Annotated in this window: 19 protein-coding genes; 6 read left to right on the top strand and 13 right to left on the bottom strand. The window is 60.4% G+C overall.

Annotated features, from left to right (window positions below; all coding sequences use genetic code 11):
- The 8 genes from HGP17_RS26220 to HGP17_RS26185 all read right to left on the bottom strand — a co-directional run.
- The coding region (locus tag HGP17_RS26220; protein WP_168813422.1) for a DUF2207 domain-containing protein at positions 1-1,940 on the bottom strand (1,940 nt) is incomplete at its 3' end.
- A 90-nt stretch (positions 1,941-2,030) separates the two neighbouring features.
- Entirely contained in the window at positions 2,031-3,287 is a 1,257-nt protein-coding gene (locus HGP17_RS26215) for a 3-phosphoshikimate 1-carboxyvinyltransferase (protein WP_205926141.1), read from the bottom strand.
- 88 nt (positions 3,288-3,375) lie between these two features.
- A complete protein-coding gene (locus HGP17_RS26210) occupies positions 3,376-3,927 on the bottom strand; it encodes a LemA family protein (protein WP_168813419.1) in 552 nt (183 codons plus the stop codon).
- Between the two features lie 193 nt (positions 3,928-4,120).
- The gene (locus tag HGP17_RS26205) at positions 4,121-5,080 is read right to left on the bottom strand and encodes a glycine--tRNA ligase subunit alpha (RefSeq protein ID WP_106996775.1); all 960 of its coding nucleotides are present in this window, start codon (positions 5,078-5,080) and stop codon (positions 4,121-4,123) included.
- 121 nt (positions 5,081-5,201) lie between these two features.
- Positions 5,202-5,393 (bottom strand): hypothetical protein, encoded by a 192-nt coding sequence (locus tag HGP17_RS26200; protein WP_168813417.1) that lies wholly within the window; start codon positions 5,391-5,393, stop codon positions 5,202-5,204.
- A gap of 16 nt (positions 5,394-5,409) precedes the next feature.
- Complete coding sequence (locus HGP17_RS26195) at positions 5,410-6,270, bottom strand: S49 family peptidase (protein ID WP_168813415.1); 861 nt, start codon at positions 6,268-6,270, stop codon at positions 5,410-5,412.
- Between the two features lie 107 nt (positions 6,271-6,377).
- Positions 6,378-7,154: a methyltransferase gene (locus HGP17_RS26190; protein ID WP_168813413.1), complete on the bottom strand. Its 777-nt coding sequence runs from the start codon at positions 7,152-7,154 to the stop codon at positions 6,378-6,380.
- A gap of 8 nt (positions 7,155-7,162) precedes the next feature.
- Positions 7,163-7,393 (bottom strand): DUF2007 domain-containing protein, encoded by a 231-nt coding sequence (locus HGP17_RS26185; RefSeq protein WP_168813410.1) that lies wholly within the window; start codon positions 7,391-7,393, stop codon positions 7,163-7,165.
- 108 nt (positions 7,394-7,501) lie between these two features.
- Between HGP17_RS26185 and HGP17_RS26180 the strand changes: the two genes are divergently transcribed.
- The 4 genes from HGP17_RS26180 (at position 7,502) to moaB (ending at position 11,975) form a co-directional block, all read left to right on the top strand.
- Entirely contained in the window at positions 7,502-8,518 is a 1,017-nt protein-coding gene (locus HGP17_RS26180) for a polyprenyl synthetase family protein (protein WP_168813408.1), read from the top strand.
- 123 nt (positions 8,519-8,641) lie between these two features.
- The gene (locus HGP17_RS26175; protein ID WP_168813450.1) at positions 8,642-10,498 is read left to right on the top strand and encodes a tetratricopeptide repeat protein; all 1,857 of its coding nucleotides are present in this window, start codon (positions 8,642-8,644) and stop codon (positions 10,496-10,498) included.
- Between the two features lie 8 nt (positions 10,499-10,506).
- Positions 10,507-11,421, top strand: a complete 915-nt coding sequence (locus HGP17_RS26170; RefSeq protein ID WP_168813406.1) for a 4-(cytidine 5'-diphospho)-2-C-methyl-D-erythritol kinase — start codon at positions 10,507-10,509, stop codon at positions 11,419-11,421.
- Positions 11,421-11,975, top strand: a complete 555-nt coding sequence (moaB, locus tag HGP17_RS26165) for a molybdenum cofactor biosynthesis protein B (RefSeq protein WP_168813404.1) — start codon at positions 11,421-11,423, stop codon at positions 11,973-11,975. Before HGP17_RS26170 ends, moaB begins: the two co-directional genes overlap by 1 nt.
- Positions 11,976-12,046: 71 nt before the next feature.
- Here the strand turns inward: moaB and HGP17_RS26160 are convergent, their stop codons facing one another.
- Positions 12,047-12,565, bottom strand: coding sequence for a glycosyl transferase (locus HGP17_RS26160; RefSeq protein WP_168813402.1), 519 nt, complete (start codon positions 12,563-12,565; stop codon positions 12,047-12,049).
- Positions 12,566-12,772: 207 nt separating this feature from the next.
- Between HGP17_RS26160 and HGP17_RS26155 the strand changes: the two genes are divergently transcribed.
- On the top strand, positions 12,773-13,930 hold the full coding sequence (locus tag HGP17_RS26155; protein ID WP_168813400.1) for a PA0069 family radical SAM protein: 1,158 nt from the start codon (positions 12,773-12,775) through the stop codon (positions 13,928-13,930).
- 117 nt (positions 13,931-14,047) lie between these two features.
- Positions 14,048-14,707 carry a ribonuclease HII gene (locus HGP17_RS26150; RefSeq protein ID WP_168813448.1) on the top strand — a complete coding sequence of 220 codons (660 nt, stop codon included), beginning with the start codon at positions 14,048-14,050 and terminating at the stop codon, positions 14,705-14,707.
- Positions 14,708-14,728: 21 nt separating this feature from the next.
- On the opposite strand, the gene HGP17_RS26145 is transcribed toward HGP17_RS26150, so the two are convergent.
- The 4 genes from HGP17_RS26145 to HGP17_RS26130 all read right to left on the bottom strand — a co-directional run bounded on the left by HGP17_RS26145 (position 14,729) and on the right by HGP17_RS26130 (position 17,118).
- Positions 14,729-15,283, bottom strand: a complete 555-nt coding sequence (locus HGP17_RS26145; RefSeq protein ID WP_246704220.1) for a phosphotransferase — start codon at positions 15,281-15,283, stop codon at positions 14,729-14,731.
- A 440-nt stretch (positions 15,284-15,723) separates the two neighbouring features.
- Positions 15,724-16,215 carry a F0F1 ATP synthase subunit B gene (locus tag HGP17_RS26140; protein ID WP_168813396.1) on the bottom strand — a complete coding sequence of 164 codons (492 nt, stop codon included), beginning with the start codon at positions 16,213-16,215 and terminating at the stop codon, positions 15,724-15,726.
- Between the two features lie 3 nt (positions 16,216-16,218).
- Complete coding sequence (locus HGP17_RS26135; protein WP_168813394.1) at positions 16,219-16,812, bottom strand: F0F1 ATP synthase subunit B; 594 nt, start codon at positions 16,810-16,812, stop codon at positions 16,219-16,221.
- A gap of 78 nt (positions 16,813-16,890) precedes the next feature.
- A complete protein-coding gene (locus tag HGP17_RS26130; protein WP_004109844.1) occupies positions 16,891-17,118 on the bottom strand; it encodes a F0F1 ATP synthase subunit C in 228 nt (75 codons plus the stop codon).
- Between the last annotated feature and the right edge of the window lie 24 nt (positions 17,119-17,142).

The raw sequence follows: 17,142 nt of genomic DNA, 5'->3' as shown, positions 1-17,142 counted from the left end.
CCTCGATGGCCTCCACCATCGCCTCGACCATTCCCGCCCCCGTCTCCAGCTCGTCCTCCGCCGCTATCCGAAAAGGCGGAGGACGAGCTGGAGACGGGGGCGGGAATGGTCGAGGCGATGGTGGAGGCCATCGAGGAAGAGAAATCGCCGAGGGTGCCGCCGATATTGCCGGGGCTGAAATCGCCGGAGAACCAGATGGGCGAGTAGGCCGCCGCTGCGGTCGCGCCGGCTGCGGTTGCGAGCCAGCTTTCGAAAGCACTCGACCAGGGTTTTTCGACGCCGAGCGCGACTGCATAGGGCAGCAGCGTTTCAAAATGCTGCGGCGACATTTGCGGCGCGCCCTGCATGTTCATGCGGTCGCGTTCGGCAAGCGTCAGATATTGCCGCAGGCCGGCGATGCCATCCATCATCTTGCGCCCGAGCGGCGTCGGCGCGCCCATCAGGAAATAGAAGACGACGTTCAACGCAAATATGCCGACGATGCCGGCCAGCAGCGGCAATAGGCCAGCCTCCCAGAGAGGCACGACGGCCGCAGCCAAGCCGCTCACGGCCGTTGAAACAAAGACGAAGCCAAAGAAGGCAAAGGACAGAACGGAAATGATGCGCCGAACGAGATCGGCATTTTGGCCTCGGAACCGGCGGCCGATGGAGCTTGCGAAGAAGGTGACGAAAATCGACAGGAAGCCCGGCACGATGATGAGCGGCACCGCATTTTCATGCAGTCGGCCGAAAATGACGATGCTGGCCAGAATCAGCACCGATAGGACAATGCCGCCGAAAACGTAGAGCGAATTGGCCTTGTAATATTCGCCGCGATGATCCCGCTCGATGGCGCTGCGAAATTTCGACCCCAGCCGCTGGACTGCCTCGCCATTCGCCTGGTCGATCACAAGCGGCGAGAATGGCCCGATGGCCTGCATCAGAACCTTGTCGCCGCCGGTCAGGCCGCTACCGGCCTTGCCTGTGGTCCGAATGATCACTTTCTGCTTGAGATCATCGAGGATGACGTAGCCACGCACAGCCAGATCGATTGCCGTTGCCGAAAGCGCTGTCCAGCCCGAGCGAGCAAAGCCCCTGTTGTCGATATAGTTGACGAGCGCCGGCGACAGCCCCTCCGGCGGATCCCAACGCGGGACCATGACGCCGGGGCGTGGATCGCGCCCGACCGCGATCCAGCTTCGCATGTAATAGACGAACAGCAGGATCAGCCCGCCCACGGCAATGCTCGTGTCGAGGTGGTCCCGGAAGAACCAGCCCCATTGCTGGCTCATAGTCGGCGGGGGAATCGTCCCTTTCGCAAGCTTGACGGCGATCGTCAGACCTTCGCCGACGCCCAATGGCTTTGTCGTGGCGAACGTCACGATGTTGCCCTGCGCGCTGGCGCTCGCGTTCTTATCGGTGGCTCTGAGCGGGCCGGTGAAGAAGGCGAGTTGCTGAGGTTTCGCGCCATCGGGCAACGTGACCGTTGCCTTCGCATTCAGGATAGGAAACAGCCAGCCATTGCCGGTGACGTTCCAATACAGCTCTTCATGATCGTCGAAAAAACGGATCTGACGATTGGTGTCATAGGTGATGCGATATGTGTGAGGACCACTATCCAGGAATGTTTGCGCATTGCCGATATAGATGCGCTCACCACCTTTGATGCGTTCGATACGCCATTCTTCCGGCTCGCCGTCGCGCTCGACGGAGACGACCGCAAAATCAACCTCGCTCTCACGGCCTTTGGCGTCGATGAAGGTCAGCGGGAAATCGCGGAAGATGCCGCGGCGGATATCGCGCCCCTCGGCATTGACGGAAATCGTTTCGACGACCCGCATTGAGCCATCACGATGCAACGCAATTGCCTGATCAAAATTGCTGATGAGTTCGGCGGCCGTCACCGCCGTTGCACAAAGCATCAGGCACAAGGCCAGCAAAAACCCGCAGAGCCGTGTCATCATTCCCCCAAAAGATGCCTGCGGCGCCGTTGCCGGCGCCGCTTTGCGTCAAGAATAAATCCGCGCTCAGGCCTCTATAGGAGCAGAGCGTCAGTCTTCGTAGGCGACCCCCAGCGAAGACAGCACATTCCAGTAGGACGGGAATGTCTTGGCGACGCAATCAGGGTCGAGAATGGTAATGCCGCCGATCTTCAGGCCGGCCAGCGCAAAGCTCATGGCGATGCGGTGATCGGCAAAGCTGTCGATCTCTGCGGGCAGGATTTTGCCGGCAAGGCTCGGATCGGAGGCGATGATGAGGTCGTCGCCCTCTTCTGTGCCGAGGTTCGGAACGATGCGAGACAGGCCGCTCGAGAGCGCGCGGATACGATCGCATTCCTTGACGCGCAGGTTTTCGATACCGACGAAGCGCACCGGCGTTTCGTTGAAAGCGGCGAGAACGGCGAGCGTCGGGATGGCGTCCTGCATCTGCGACCCGTCGATGACGGCAGGCAGATGCGGGAATTTCGAAATCAGATCATAGGCTTTCGCATCCGGCTGCGAGAACTGTTCCGCCGGCGTGCCGAGATCGATCTTGCCGCCGCTCAGCACTTCGGCGGCCCAGAGATAGGTCGCGGCAGAGGCATCCGGCTCGATGACGAAGTCGGCCGCATGATAGCCGGTGGCCTCGACGCGCCAGGCGACCGGGCTCACGCGCTCAACCTTCGCGCCGAAAGCGCGCATGGCGGCAACGGTCAGGTCGATATAACCGAGAGCGCCGATATGTTCGCCGAGCAGTTCGACATCGACAGCGCGATCGCCGCCGGCTGCCATCATCAGGAGCGCCGAGACATACTGGCTGGACAGGCCGCCATCGATCTGCACGCGGCTTGCCTCGAAGCGGCCGGTGCCGTTGATCGTGACCGGCGGGCAGCCGGTTTCAGCCGAGGCATCGATACCGAGCGAGCGCAGCGCGTCGACCAGCGGGCCGATCGGCCGCTTGCGCATGTGGGCATCGCCGTCAACGATGACCTTACCGTCCACCAGTGCCGCGGCCGCCGTCAGGAAGCGCGTTGCCGTGCCGGCATTGCCGAGGAAAAGCGGGGCTGCCGGCGGCTGCAGCTTGCCGCTGCCTGTCACGATGAATGTGGTGTCGTCGGGCTCGTCGATCGTTACACCCATGGCGCGTAGCGCTTCGGCCATATAGCGGGTATCGTCGCTCTTCAGCGCACCGGTTAGCCGGCTCGTGCCCTTGGCGAGGCCGGCGAGCAGCAATGCGCGGTTGGTGATCGACTTCGATCCCGGCGGCATTGCGCGTCCGGTCAAAGGCTTGCCCGGCGGGATAATCGTGAGTTTGGCTCTACCCATCATCATTCTCTTTGGTCAGTCAGGAAAACGGCCGATGGCCGGCGGTCGGCCATCCTTTACCGCCTTGCATGAAAAACCGATAGCGAAAATCTTAGAATTTGACCGTGGGAACGGCGCGATCGGCCTCGTTGGTGATCTCGAAATAGGCCTTCTTGACGAAGCCGAAGGGGCCGGCAATGAGATTGTTCGGGAAGGTCTCGACCTTGACGTTCAGATCGCGTGCGGCACCGTTGTAATAGCGGCGCGACATCTGGATTTCGTTTTCGGTCCGCTCCAGCGACTGCTGCAATTCGACGAAACCCGTGTTCGCTTTCAGATCCGGATAGGATTCGGAAACGACCATCAGGCGGCCGAGCGCCTGGCTCAGAACGCCTTCGGCTGCGGCACGGCCAGCGACATCGCCTGCAGGCACGGCCTGCGCCGCAGCGCGCGCCTGCGTGACCTCCACGAGCGTCTTATTTTCATGGCCGGCATAGCCTTTGACCGTCTCGACTAAATTAGGAATGAGATCGGCGCGGCGCTTCAGCTGCACGTCGATACCGGACCACGCCTCTTCCGCGACCTGGCGCGAGCGAACGAGCCCGTTATAGATGAAGATGACATAAAGCGCGATCAGAACGACGACCGCTAGAAGAATGAGCATCTGAAATCCCCATGGCGACTGCAACCACAGGGACACTAGGCAGATTTGCCGGCAATGTCACCCGGCTTTCGGCGCAAGAGCGATATTATATCGGCCAATGCGCTGATATTCTTTATAAATTCCCTGGAAATCTTTGCAAGATGCAAACAACGGGGGAGGCGCGCGAAACACGCGCTTCAGTCCTGGCTTAGGCTCAGGCCGCCTGCTGATTCCAGTTGGCGCCGCCTGCATCGGTCAGCAGGAAGGCTTCGCCGCAGGCCTTGGCCAGCGTACGCACGCGCAGGATGTAGCTCTGGCGCTCCGTGACCGAGATGACGCCGCGCGCATCGAGCAGATTGAAGACATGGCTCGCCTTGATGCACTGATCGTAAGCCGGGAAAACGCACTTGTGCAGGCGATGATTTTCACTGTCGCCGGGTGCGCCGGCAGCCAGCAATGCCTGGCATTCCTTCTCGGCATCGATGAAGTGACGATGCAGCATCTCGGTGTTGGCATATTCGAAATTATGCCGGGAATATTCCTGTTCGGCCTGCAGGAAGACATCGCCATAGGTGATCTTGTCTTCGCCTTCGAGGCCGTTGAAGTTCAGGTCATAGACGCTGTCGACGCCCTGAACGTAAGTGGCGAGGCGCTCCAGACCATAAGTCAGCTCGCCTGCAACCGGCGCACATTCAATGCCGCAGACCTGCTGGAAATAGGTGAACTGCGAGACTTCCATGCCGTCGCACCAGCATTCCCAGCCGAGGCCCCAGGCGCCGAGCGTCGGGCTCTCCCAGTCGTCCTCAACGAAGCGGATGTCATGCAGTAGCGGGTCGAGGCCGATCGCCTTGAGCGAGCCGAGATAGAGCTCCTGCAAGTTCGGCGGATTGGGCTTCAGGATGACCTGATACTGATAATAGTGCTGCAGGCGGTTCGGGTTTTCACCATAGCGGCCATCGGACGGACGGCGCGACGGCTGCACGTAGGCGGCGCGCCACGGCTTGGGGCCGAGCGAGCGCAACGTGGTCGCAGGATGAAACGTGCCGGCACCGACTTCCATGTCGTAGGGCTGCAGAACGGCGCAACCCTTGTCAGCCCAATAATTGTGCAGCGTCAGGATCAGCGCCTGAAACGAGCGCTTCGGGTTCATGTGGTCGGGCACGTTGGCAGTCATGGAGCTGGTTTCTTCTGATAGCAAATGGTTGGCGGACAGGTGCCACGAGAGGGCTGAAGGGTCAAGGCTTTGACGCACAAACTCTCACTTGGCATTTTTTGGGCGAAAGGCAGGTGGATCGCTACTCGTCATCGCGCTTGACGCGATATTCCCCCGTCTTCGGGTCCTTGACCAACGTTCCGATCGCCCCCGTGCGCCGCTCGCTCTCGGCGCGGCGGGATTTTTCGGCAAGTCTCTGCGCATCGCGAACGAAGCGACGATAAAGCAGCCAGATTCCGCCGGCGGCGATGATGAAGAAGATGATCTGGGGCATGACCCCGCGCTCCCGCTTACAATCCGTACCGGCCCCACAATGCCTTTTCCTCTGCCGCTTCCGCAAGCCCGGACGCCAGACCGGCGCCGATGCCATCCAGACCCGAGAGGGAGACGCCCGGTGCCTTGCGGCCGAAGAGGCTGCGTGGCGTGCTGACGAGCGAGAGCTTGACCTTGTCGCCAAAGCGCTTCCGCAATTCCTGGCGCATGTCGCCGAGACCGTCGATCAGCCCGAGCTCCAGCCCGCGACTGCCGGTCCAGAACAAGCCCGAGAACACCGTCTCGTCCGCCGAGAGCTTTCCCGTGCGCCGCTCCAGCACCATGTCGATGAAGACCTTGTGAATCTCCAGCTGCAGGCTCTTGAGATATTCGATGTCCTTTTCTTTTTCCGGCTGGAAGGGATCGAGGATCGCCTTGTTCGCACCCGCGGTGTAGACGCGGCGCTCGACGCCGATCTTCTTCAATAGCTCGGGAAAGCCGAAACCGCCGGAGACGACGCCGATCGAGCCGACGATCGACGTGGCATCGGCAATGATCTCATCGCCCGCAAGCGCGATCATATAGCCACCGGACGCCGCAACATCCTCGACGAAAACAAGAACCTTCTTGTTTTTCTCGACGGCCAGATCGCGGATGCGATTATAGATCATGCGCGACTGCACCGGAGAACCGCCCGGCGAATTGACGACGATGGCCACTGCCGGGGCCGTCTTCATGCCGAAGGCCTTTTCAAGCGCCTGGGATACGCCTGCCAGATTCAGCGACTGGCGCAGCGGGCCGCCGCCAGAGGAAATGACGCCGCTCAGACGCACGACGGGAACGACTACCCCCTCCTTGCGGAAGCGCTTCGGAAGTATGCGTCTCAAGAACCCAACCATTCGTCATCCCTAAATCACAAAGTTTGCTGCCCCGTGATGTATGCACGGAAACGGCAAACGCAACATTGCCGATCGCTTTTCATGCCCCGACACTCAACCAGCGACGGCTATCGGCGTGGATATGGGGCGCGGCCATTGTTCATATCGTCGACGAAATCGGAGAATTTATGGGTTCCCTCGCCGTGCATGATCAAGGGTGCACGCAGTGCCAGCCGTGCCCGCGAGCCCTTTATTCCCGTCAGCAGGATACGCACCGCATTCTCACCCTCGCGTGGAAGGATCGGCGTGATCTCAAGTCCACCGAAGCGGCGGCCACAGGCAGCGATGATCTCGCCGATCGATTCCGGCCTGGCAATCAGCGATAGTTGACCACCGGGCATCATGATGGCACCGGCCGTGCGGATCCATCTCTCGAAAAGCGCCTCCGTCATCGCATGCGCCTCTGCTTTGAGGGCATCGGGCGTCAACCTGTCATTAGCATCGTTGAAAGGCGGATTCATGATGACGTGATGAAAGCTGTCGTCGACGAGCCCCGCCTCGTTTCGATCCTTGCCGGTCAAGGTCACGTCTGCCTCGATGACGGAGACGCGATCGGCGAAACGCGCGTTTTCGGGCAGCGCGAGGCTCTTGCGGGCAAATTCGGCCATATCGGGCGAGCGCTCGAAAAGCACGACCTCGGCCTGGCCGAGCCTTGACGCCACGGCCATGCCGGCGGCACCCGCGCCCGCGCCGAGATCGGCGACCTTGATGGCGCGCTCGTCGGCCACGAGGGCCGCCAGAAGCATGGCATCCATGCCGGAACGATGTCCCCTGCCCTTCGGCTGCACGATATGAAACGCGCCGCGATGAAAGGCATCGATTGTTTCAGAAGGACTGTCGGCCATGATCGACCTCAGGCGCGCGCCGGCCGCAGCTCGTCGCCGAGACCGGCGTCGATGAGGATGCGTCTCGCCTGATCGGCACGCTCCTCCTCGACCATGAAGCGGCGCGGCAGCATGCCAAGCGAACCCTCAAGAATGCTCATAGCCTGATCCGCGACAAAGCAATGAATTCCGGCATCCTTCATTAGGCTTTCCGCAAAGGAAAGAAGAACGGGGTCATTCGTGCGGATCAGCTCGTGCATAAGCGTCGGGTTTCCTGTCAAATTTACGCGACGAGACAATTCGCCTCTTGCCGCCCGTTTCGCCCCTTCTTATTGTGCTTTGCAGAAAATGAACAGGAGTCCGGATCGTTGGGCGTCGTGATACCGCTGGAAGAAAGCAAGAATAAACAGGCATCCATCAAGCCATTGGTGGATCTGACCAAGGCGGACATGGAACGCGTCAATCAGCTTATCCTGTCCAAGGCCGGCTCTGATGTGCAGATGATCCCCGAAGTGGCGGAGCATCTCATCTCCTCCGGCGGCAAGCGTTTGCGCCCGATGCTGACGATCGCTTCGGCGGCGCTGTACAACTATCAGGGCGACAATCACATCAAGCTGGCGACCTCGGTCGAATTCCTGCATACGGCAACGCTGTTGCATGACGATGTGGTCGATGAAAGCGATCTGCGTCGCGGCCGCTCCACGGCCCGCATGATCTGGGGCAACCAGGCAAGCGTTCTGGTCGGCGACTTCCTGCTCGGCCAGGCCTTCCGCATGATGGTGGAAGTCGGCTCGCTGGAAGCGCTCGACGTTCTATCTTCGGCTGCCTGCGTCATCGCAGAAGGTGAGGTACTGCAGCTCTCCGTTTCCAAGAACATGGAAACGACGGAAGACGATTATCTCTCGGTTATCCGCGCCAAGACCGCAGCGCTTTTTGCAGCCGCGGCCGAAGTCGGCCCGATCGTCGCCAATGCCGGCAAGGCCGAGCGCAACGCCCTGAGATCCTACGGCACCAATCTCGGCCTCGCGTTCCAGCTCGTCGATGATGCGCTCGATTACGGCGGCAAGGCTGCCGATCTCGGCAAGAATGTCGGCGATGATTTCCGCGAAGGAAAAATCACGCTTCCGGTCATCCTCGCCTATCGCCGCGGCACCGAAAAGGAGCGCGCCTTCTGGCGTGACGCCATCGAAACCGGCAATAGCAGCGACGAGAATCTCGAGAAGGCTCTCGGCCTGATCACAAAATATGGCGCGCTGGCCGACACAATTGCCCGTGCCGTGCACTATGGCACAATCGCCCGTGACGCCCTGGCGCCGCTGCCCGAAACGCCCTGGAAATCAGCACTTCTCGAAGTGATCGATTTCTGCATCGAACGCGTTAATTGACAGCAGCGGCCCGAATTTGTTGCAGGGCCGCTTCAAAAAAGCCATCCTGTTGTGAATCAGTTGACACGAACGCTTTATGCCGCCGGCGTCTTCGCTGGCCGTCCCTCGATGAAAGGCTTTCTAATGCGGCAAAGACTTGCCATCCGTTTCCTCTCGGGCGTAGCTTTGGCGGCGGTTCTTTCCGTGTCCGCCCTGAGTGTCGCTCGGGCCGACGACAAGCCGGCAGCGGCACCGGAGGCCAGCGCCCCGGTCGCCTTCGATACGGATAGTGTCGACACATTCGCAGGCGCCTTCCTGGCTGCCCGTACGGCCGATGTCGATCACGACTATGACACGGCCATCGCGCTCTACAAAAAAGCGCTGATGATCGACCCCAGCAACCCGGAAATCCGCCAGCGACTGATGATTTCGCTGCTGCTCAACGGCAATCTGGAAGAGGGTGTGAAATACGCCAACGAGCTGAAGAGCGATCCGTCGGTCGAGCGGGTGACGACGATCGTGCGCGGCATGGACGCAATCCGCCGCCACGAATACCGGACCGCTCAGGAAATCCTGAAGTATAACGGACCAAACGATCTCGACCGGATGATGACCAACCTGCTCGCCGCCTGGGCTCGCGCCGGATCCGGTCGCGGCAAGGAAGCGATCTCGATGATCGACAAGATGAAGGGCCCAGACTGGTTCAACATCTTCAAGAATTATCATGCCGGCGCCATCGCGCTGACCATCGGTGACCTGAAGTCGGCTCGCTCGCACCTGAACGACGCTATCCTCGACAAGACGGGCGGCGCAACCGCGCCGGACACCTTCATGCGTTCCGTCATGGCGCTTGCGCGCCTCGAAGCCAAGGCCGGCGACAAGCAGAAGGCCCTCGACGCGATCTCGGTCGGTGACAATCTCGTCAGCAACTATGCACCGCTCAATGCACTGCGCGACAGCATCACCAAGGGCGACACGCCGGACCAGCAGGTGACCAACGCCAGCGAAGGCGCTGCGGCCGTGCTCTTCACCATTGGCGCCGCCCTGAACCGCGACGGCGCCGAAGACGTGGTCTCGCTGTACCTGCAGATCGCCAACTCGCTCGATCCGAAGGCGGCTGACACGCTGGTGCTTCTTGGTGGGCTTGCTGAAAAGCAGGAGCAGACCGACCGCGCCATCGCCTTCTACAAGAAGGTGCCGGACAATTCGCCGATGGCCCGCATTTCCGAGCTGCAACTCGGCCTTGCGCTCGCTCAATCGGGCAAAGTGGACGATGCGCGCAAGCATCTGAAGTCGCTGATCGATTCCGATCCCAACGACGTCCGCAGCTATCTTGCCTATGGCAGCGTCCTGTCCGATGCCAAGGACTTTCAGGCCATGGCCGACAATTACGACAAGGCCGTAAAGATCATTGGTCCGGTGCCGAAGCGGAGCGACTGGGCCGTGTTCTTCCAGCGCGGCATCGCTTACGAACGGCTGAAGAAATGGCCGGACGCCGAGCCTAACTTCAAGAAGGCGCTCGAGCTGAACCCGGATCAGCCGCAGGTGCTGAACTATCTCGGCTATTCCTGGGTCGACATGAACATGAACCTCGACCAGGGCCTCGACATGATCAAGAAGGCCGTCGATCTGAAGCCGGATGACGGCTATATCGTCGATTCGCTCGGATGGGCCTATTTCCGACTGAACCGCTTCGACGATGCGGTGAACGAGCTGGAACGGGCTGCACAGCTGAAGGCAGGCGATCCGACGATCAACGATCACCTCGGCGATGCTTACTGGCGTGTCAATCGCAAGCTCGAAGCCGTCTACCAGTGGAACCGCGCGCTCGCTTCCAAGCCTGAAGAGGCGGATATTCCGAAGATCAAGGAGAAGGTCGAAAAGGGCCTGCCGCCGCTTGATACGGATGCAAAGACGGTCGACAAGAGCAAGCAGCCAGATCCCGCTCCCGCTCCCTCGCCCGATTCGAACACGCCGGCACCGGTCGATAAGAAGTCCTAAGACTTCCGATGAACACGATCTTGGCTGCGGGCGATTTCGATCTCACAGAGGAAGCGCCCGCAAAGATCAATCTTGCGCTGCATGTCACAGGCCGTCGCGCTGACGGCTATCATTTGCTGGACATGCTGGTGAGCTTTACCCGCCATGGCGATCGCCTTGGTTTTCGGCTCGCCGAGCAGGATGGCTTCAGTCTCTCCGGCCGCTTCGGCCCGCTTCTTTCCGCAGATGCCGAGGCCGGCGACAATCTCGTGCTCAAGGCGCGCGATCTGCTACGGCAGGCGGCTGACGCTATCGGCATCGAAGCCCCCGCCGTTCACATCCATCTTGAGAAAAATCTTCCGATCGCCTCTGGCATCGGCGGAGGATCGGCGGATGCCGCGGCGACCTTGCGCGGGCTGATGCGTCTCTGGGAATTCGCGCTGCCGGACGAGACGCTGAAAGCGATCGCGCTCAAACTTGGCGCCGATGTGCCCATGTGTCTTGCCAGCCGCCCACTGGTCGCGAAAGGGATCGGAGAGGCCATCGAACTCCTGCCGCAGTTTCCATCCCTCGCACTGGTTCTCGGCAATCCGCTTGTTGGCGTATCGACGCCCGAGGTGTTCCGGAATCTCGCCCGCAAGGACAATCCGCCGCTCACTTTCACGGCGAGACTGCCGCAAGGCCGTGCGGAATGGATCGCGACGATCAAGAATTTGCGCAACGACCTGGAAGCGCCCGCCCGCATGATTTGCCGCGAGATTTCAACACTTAGCGGCCTGATCGAAAGCCAGCATGCCACGATAACGCGCATGTCGGGCTCCGGGGCGACCTGCTTTGGCATTTTCGAAAGCATGGAGCAGGCAGAGGCGGCGGCCGATTCGCTTCACAGACGAAGGCCGGACTGGTATTTCCAGGCGACGGAAACGATAACGGGAGAGGCATGATGGCGAATGCAGGCAGCGACAGACCATTCATTCCCGTTGGCATTGCCGTGCTGACCGTTTCCGACACGCGCACGCTCGCCGATGACAAATCGGGCGATACGCTGGTTGCGCGGATTACCGATGCCGGCCACAGGCTGGCCTCCCGCGCCATCGTTCCGGATGACAAGGCACGCATCCGCGCACAAGTCGAGGCGTGGACGAAAGACGATGCGATCGATGTGGTGATCACGACAGGTGGCACGGGCTTTACCGGTCGCGATGTGACCCCGGAGGCGCTGGAGCCTCTGTTCGAGAAGCGCATGGACGGCTTTTCCGAAGTCTTTCACCGCATTTCCTATGACAAGATAGGCACAGCGACGATCCAGTCCCGCGCAACCGGCGGCGTCGCCAACGCCACCTTCATCTTCGTGCTGCCCGGCTCGCCAGGTGCTTGCAAGGATGCCTGGGACGGCATTCTGAAAGCGCAGCTCGACTATCGGCACATGCCCTGCAACTTCGTGGAGATCATGCCGCGCTTGGATGAGCATCTGAAGCGTGGCTCCAGCGCCTTATAGCGCCTATTCGCTCGCGATGACCGAGAGAATTTATTCCCAATCCTCAGAATATCCAGGAATAGAACGAAGCTCTAACGCGCAGCGCGGGCGACCCATGACGGGATAAGCTCGCTTGCAAGCTTGCGGCCTTTTCGACCTTTTGCAAACTCCGCAAGCCGCATGCCTGTTGTTGCTGCGGCGATGGCCTGCGGTTTGGATAGCAACAGGCCCAATTCCAGTGGTGGCGTGCTTTGGCGAATCCGCTGCAGAAAAGGCCTGCGATATCCACGCGAAGCGGTGAAACGCGCCGGCGCCTTGTTGAGCGAGACATACTCCGCAATCTCGTCGATCCAGCCGGCCTGCGGACGGGCACCCGGCTCGACCAATAGCAGCCAGTCACCGCGCGCCGAGCGCAATATGTCCTTCATATCCCATTGCGAATAGAAGCGGCAGCCAGCGGCATCCGCCACACGCGAAGTGCCATCGCGCGAGCCGTGATCGAGCACGACGACATCGCAGACGAGCCCTTCAATTGCGCCCGCCACCAATGCCGCCAATGTTTGTGCCAGTTCCGGTTCCTGATCCTGGCATTCGATGATGACTGTCAACATTGCCCATTTATAGAGCGGCGCACAATTTATTGCCAGCGCCTAACCGCAAAGCTCGGATGTTTCACCGGCACGGCTGACTATCACAAACCGGCTCATGGAAACGGTGGAACTTTGCATTTTTGTTCTTGCAATGTTCTCATCCATCGGATAGGAATTTAATCATCTTAGACGCGGCATGCAATGGCATGGGCCGCCCTGGAGCTACCGATGAACGAGCAGTCCCTTGCAGGGCAGGCCGCTTTCGCGCCTGCCAATACGGCAGATGTTGCCAATGCTATGATCGCCGATTCTGCGCTTCGGATCGATGTCGAGCGCCGCCGTGGACGGGGTGCCGGATTGAACCCCAGCGGCCGGTTCGAGCCGCAACAGCGGGAGGCCTTCGATGACGGTTGGCAAAGCTGGGAGGAGCTTCCGCCCTTCAAGACCGAGGTGCAGGTGGAGAAGCCGCGCACGGCAATCACGCGTAACGAATCTCCCGATATTCCCTTCGACCGGTCGATCAATCCTTATCGCGGCTGTGAGCATGGCTGCATCTATTGCTTCGCGCGACCGACGCATGCCTATATGGGCCTGTCGGCCGGGCTGGATTTCGAATCAAAGCTGTTCGCCAAGCCGGATGCCGCCAAGCTGCTGGAGCGCGAACTGGCAAAGCCCGGTTACAAACCACGCGTCATTGCAATCGGCACCAACACGGACCCTTATCAGCCGATCGAGAAGGAATGGCGCATCATGCGCCAGATCCTGGAAGTGTTGAACAAAGCCAACCATCCGGTCGCGATCGTCACTAAATCGGCGCTGATCATTCGCGATATCGATATCCTCAAGGAGATGGCCGCCAAGAACCTGGTGCGGGTGGGTTTGTCCGTGACGACGCTGGACCGGAAGCTCGCGCGGACCATGGAACCACGGGCCGCGACGCCGCCGCGCCGGCTCGAAGCGATCCAGGCGCTCAGCGAGGCCGGCATCCGCACCGCGATCATGGTGGCGCCGATCATCCCTGCCCTCAACGATCATGAGATCGAGCGCATTCTCGACGCCGGCAAGGCAGCCGGCGCACAGGAGGCAAGCTATGTCATCCTGCGGCTGCCGCTGGAGGTGAGCCCGCTATTTCGCGACTGGCTGCTTCAGCACTATCCGGATCGCTATCGACACGTCATGTCGCTGATCCGCTCGATGCGCGGCGGCAAGGATTACGATGCGGAGTTCGGCAAGCGCATGAAGGGTGCCGGGCCCTATGCTTGGCAGATCAGCCGCCGCTTCGAGATGGCGACACGGCGGCTCGAGCTCACCCGGCGCAATATTGCCTTGCGCGACGATCTGTTCGTGCCGCCGGATGGCAGCGGCGTCCAGCTCTCACTGCTCTGATTTTTCATCAAGCCTTCCTTGCGGGTTTTCCCTTACCCGCTGGATAAGCCCCTCAGGTTCGCCGCCCTGATCCACCGGGGGCTTGCAGGAGATCGGGTGGTGTGCGAGCTTCGCCGCATGCCACGCAGCACATCACCCGATTCTCCCATGCTTTTCGACGAAGCACCGATCGTTCCGAGCTTCGAGCTGGAGCTGATGGCCCGCCGTGCCGGACATTGGCCGGTTGCCGGCGCTGACGAAGTCGGCCGTGGGCCGTTGGCGGGACCGGTCGTGGCCGCAGCCGTCATCCTCGATCCCGATCGCATTCCGCAGGGTCTGAACGATTCCAAGCAGCTGACGGCAGCGCGACGCGAGGCGCTGTTTGTCGAGATCCTGGCGACGGCAACTGTGTCCATCGCCTCCTCGAGTTCCTCCCGCATCGACACGACGGATATCCGCAAGGCGAGCCTCGACGCGATGCGCCGGGCCATCTGCGGCCTGGCCATGCCGGCAAGCTTTGTGCTCACAGATGGCCTGGATGTGCCTGCTGGCCTTGCCTGTCCGGGGAAGGCCGTGGTGAAGGGCGACGCACGCTCCTTCTCGATCGCCGCCGCTTCCATCGTCGCCAAGGTGACACGCGACCGCATGATGGTGCGCGCCGGTGTCGTCTTTCCCGCTTATGGATTTGATTCGCATGCCGGCTACGGCACGCGCCAGCACCGTGCCGGCATCGAGGAGCATGGACCTTGCTCCCTGCATCGCATGAGCTTCAGGCCGTTGAAAAAGGAAGCCGTCTAACATGGACTCCCGCAGCGCGGATTATTGGCTCAGTCCTTGGGCAATTTCTGCCGAAAAGGCCGAGATATAATCAATATCGAGACGATAGACGCGATCGTGTCCTTGCTCGATATTCAGGCGATATTTCTCCACACCACACGCCGCCTCATGCTCCATGAAGTCAAGCAGGGCCTTCAACCTGGCGATAATGGCTGTCGGTAGAGCGTTGCGGGCGTCAACTGCCATTTCGTAGGAATCGGCGAAAATCCGGGCGCGGCCGATCTGAGCATCAAACTTGTCCAGCCCTTCAACTGAGATTTGCGAGGACAGTGGTGCCCAGCGATAGATGGCATAGGCCAAATCCCAGCTGCGCGGGCCGGGATGCGCCGCTTCGAAATCGATGATGCCTGTGACCTCATCGCCGTTCAGAACGACGTTATACGGTGCAAAGTCGCCGTGACAGACGATCTCCCGAGGCTCCCTCCCCGGCAGTTGCCAAGGACCGACGCTGGAAAGATCCGGCAAGCAGAGAGCGGAAAAATCGTGATAACGACGAAGCAGCGCCGCCGCCGATTTCAGGATCGCTTCGGAGCCCATGGCGTCATTGCTGTCGATATCGCCTGTCGTTCCCGGCAGATAGCTCACCGTCTCCCAGACCTCATCGCATCCCATAGGGATTGGCGCGGCCTGGAAACCATGACGCCTCAGTGAGCCCAACAGGGCATGAACACTCTTCGTCCACGGCCGAACGGGCCGCAGGATCGTGTCACCCCGCCGAAACGGCGTTTCGTCCATTGTCTGCCTCCATCCGCCTTTTTACCCGTCTGGAAGAGCTAGAGCGGTTCAGTTTTTCACGGAATCCCCGAACCGCTCTATCTCTTTGTTTTCCCGCAATTCCGAACGGAAAACCGCTGCGCACTTTTCCTGGAATTGCTCTAGGCGCGAAAGCCGGCCTCCGTCAAATGCCCGAGGTGTGCTCGCAACAAAAAACCCCGCCGAAGCGGGGTCTCTAAACATCCAAATTGAATGTCTCAAGCTCAATTCAGCCGGGTCTTCACTTCATTGACAGCGTCGTTGAAGAGACCGGATTGAACGGCTCCGCCAGCCTTGTTCGCAAGCACGGTTTCAGCGGCAGCGATCGCCAGGTCAACGGCAGCGGAACGAACCGCCTTCATCGCATCGGCTTCGGCCTGCTTGATCTTCTGCTCGGAAAGCGCCGTACGGTTGGCGACGAATTCCTCGGTCTTCTTGCGGGCTTCCGCCGTCAGCATTTCAGCTTCACGCTCGGCAGCAGCAACAATGTTGGCTGCGTCCGCTTCGGCTTCCTTCCGCTTGCGCTGATATTCAGCCAGCAGGTGCTGTGCTTCTTCACGCAGACGCTTGGCTTCCGCCAGCTCGTTACGGATCTGATCGGCACGGTCGTCAAGCGACTTCGCCATCATTCCCGGGACCTTCAGATAGACGATCAGAGCCAGGAAAAGGATAAGGCCGACAAAAGCGAAGAAAGTTTCATCAAGAGCAAATGTCATGGATCAACCCTCCTGCTTCGCGGATGCTGCAGCAACGGCCGAGGCGACATCAGCCTTGCCGGCGACGTTGCCGACGAGCTGCTCTACAACGGCTGACGCCGTTTCTTCCGCGATTGCGCCGACATCACCGAATGCCTTTGCCTTGATCTCGCCAATGCGAGCCTCGGCAGCCTTCAGCTTTTCGGAAAGGCTTGCTTCGATCGCCTTGCGATCTTCTTCAGCCTTCGCCTTGGCAGCATCGCGAGCGGTCGCACCGATCGAATTCGCCTTGGCGCGCGCAGCGGCCAATTCGCTTTCGTAAGTTGCAACGGCAGCGTCGGCTTCGGCCTTCAGACGCGAGGCTTCTTCGATATCCTGGGCGATACGGTCATGCCGGCTCTCCAGGATCTTGCCAACGCGCGGAATGACCATCTTCTGCATGGCCAGATAGAAGATAACGAAGGTGATCACCAGCCAAAGCAGCTGTGACGGATACGTCGTATGGTCAAACGGCGGGAATACGCCGCCGTGATGGCCTTCACTCGGCGCACCCGTTTCCGTATGCACCTCGCCGGCGGCCGGCGGTGCTTCGTCAGCGTATGCCGGGGTCACAAACATGCTCACCTCCAGGTGGTCTGCAAATACAAAGAATCACGGCTCGCTACCCGCGAACCGTGATCTATGACGCCGCTGATATCAGACGGCGAAGAGCAGGAGGAGAGCGATGAGCAGCGAGAAGATGCCCAGAGCTTCCGTAACGGCGAAGCCGAATACCAGACGGCCGAACTGGCTGTCAGCGGCAGACGGATTGCGCAGTGCGCCGGACAGGTAGCTGCCGAAGATATTGCCGAGGCCAAGAGCCGTGCCGGCCATACCAAAGCAAGCCAAACCTGCGCCGATGAACTTTGCTGCTTCCGCGTCCATGTTGAACTCCTTTGAAATGGTTGT

Origin of the sequence: Rhizobium sp. P38BS-XIX, from assembly GCF_012641435.1 — a bacterium.
Classification (GTDB): domain Bacteria; phylum Pseudomonadota; class Alphaproteobacteria; order Rhizobiales; family Rhizobiaceae; genus Rhizobium.
This window is presented reverse-complemented; position numbering and strand designations above follow the sequence as displayed.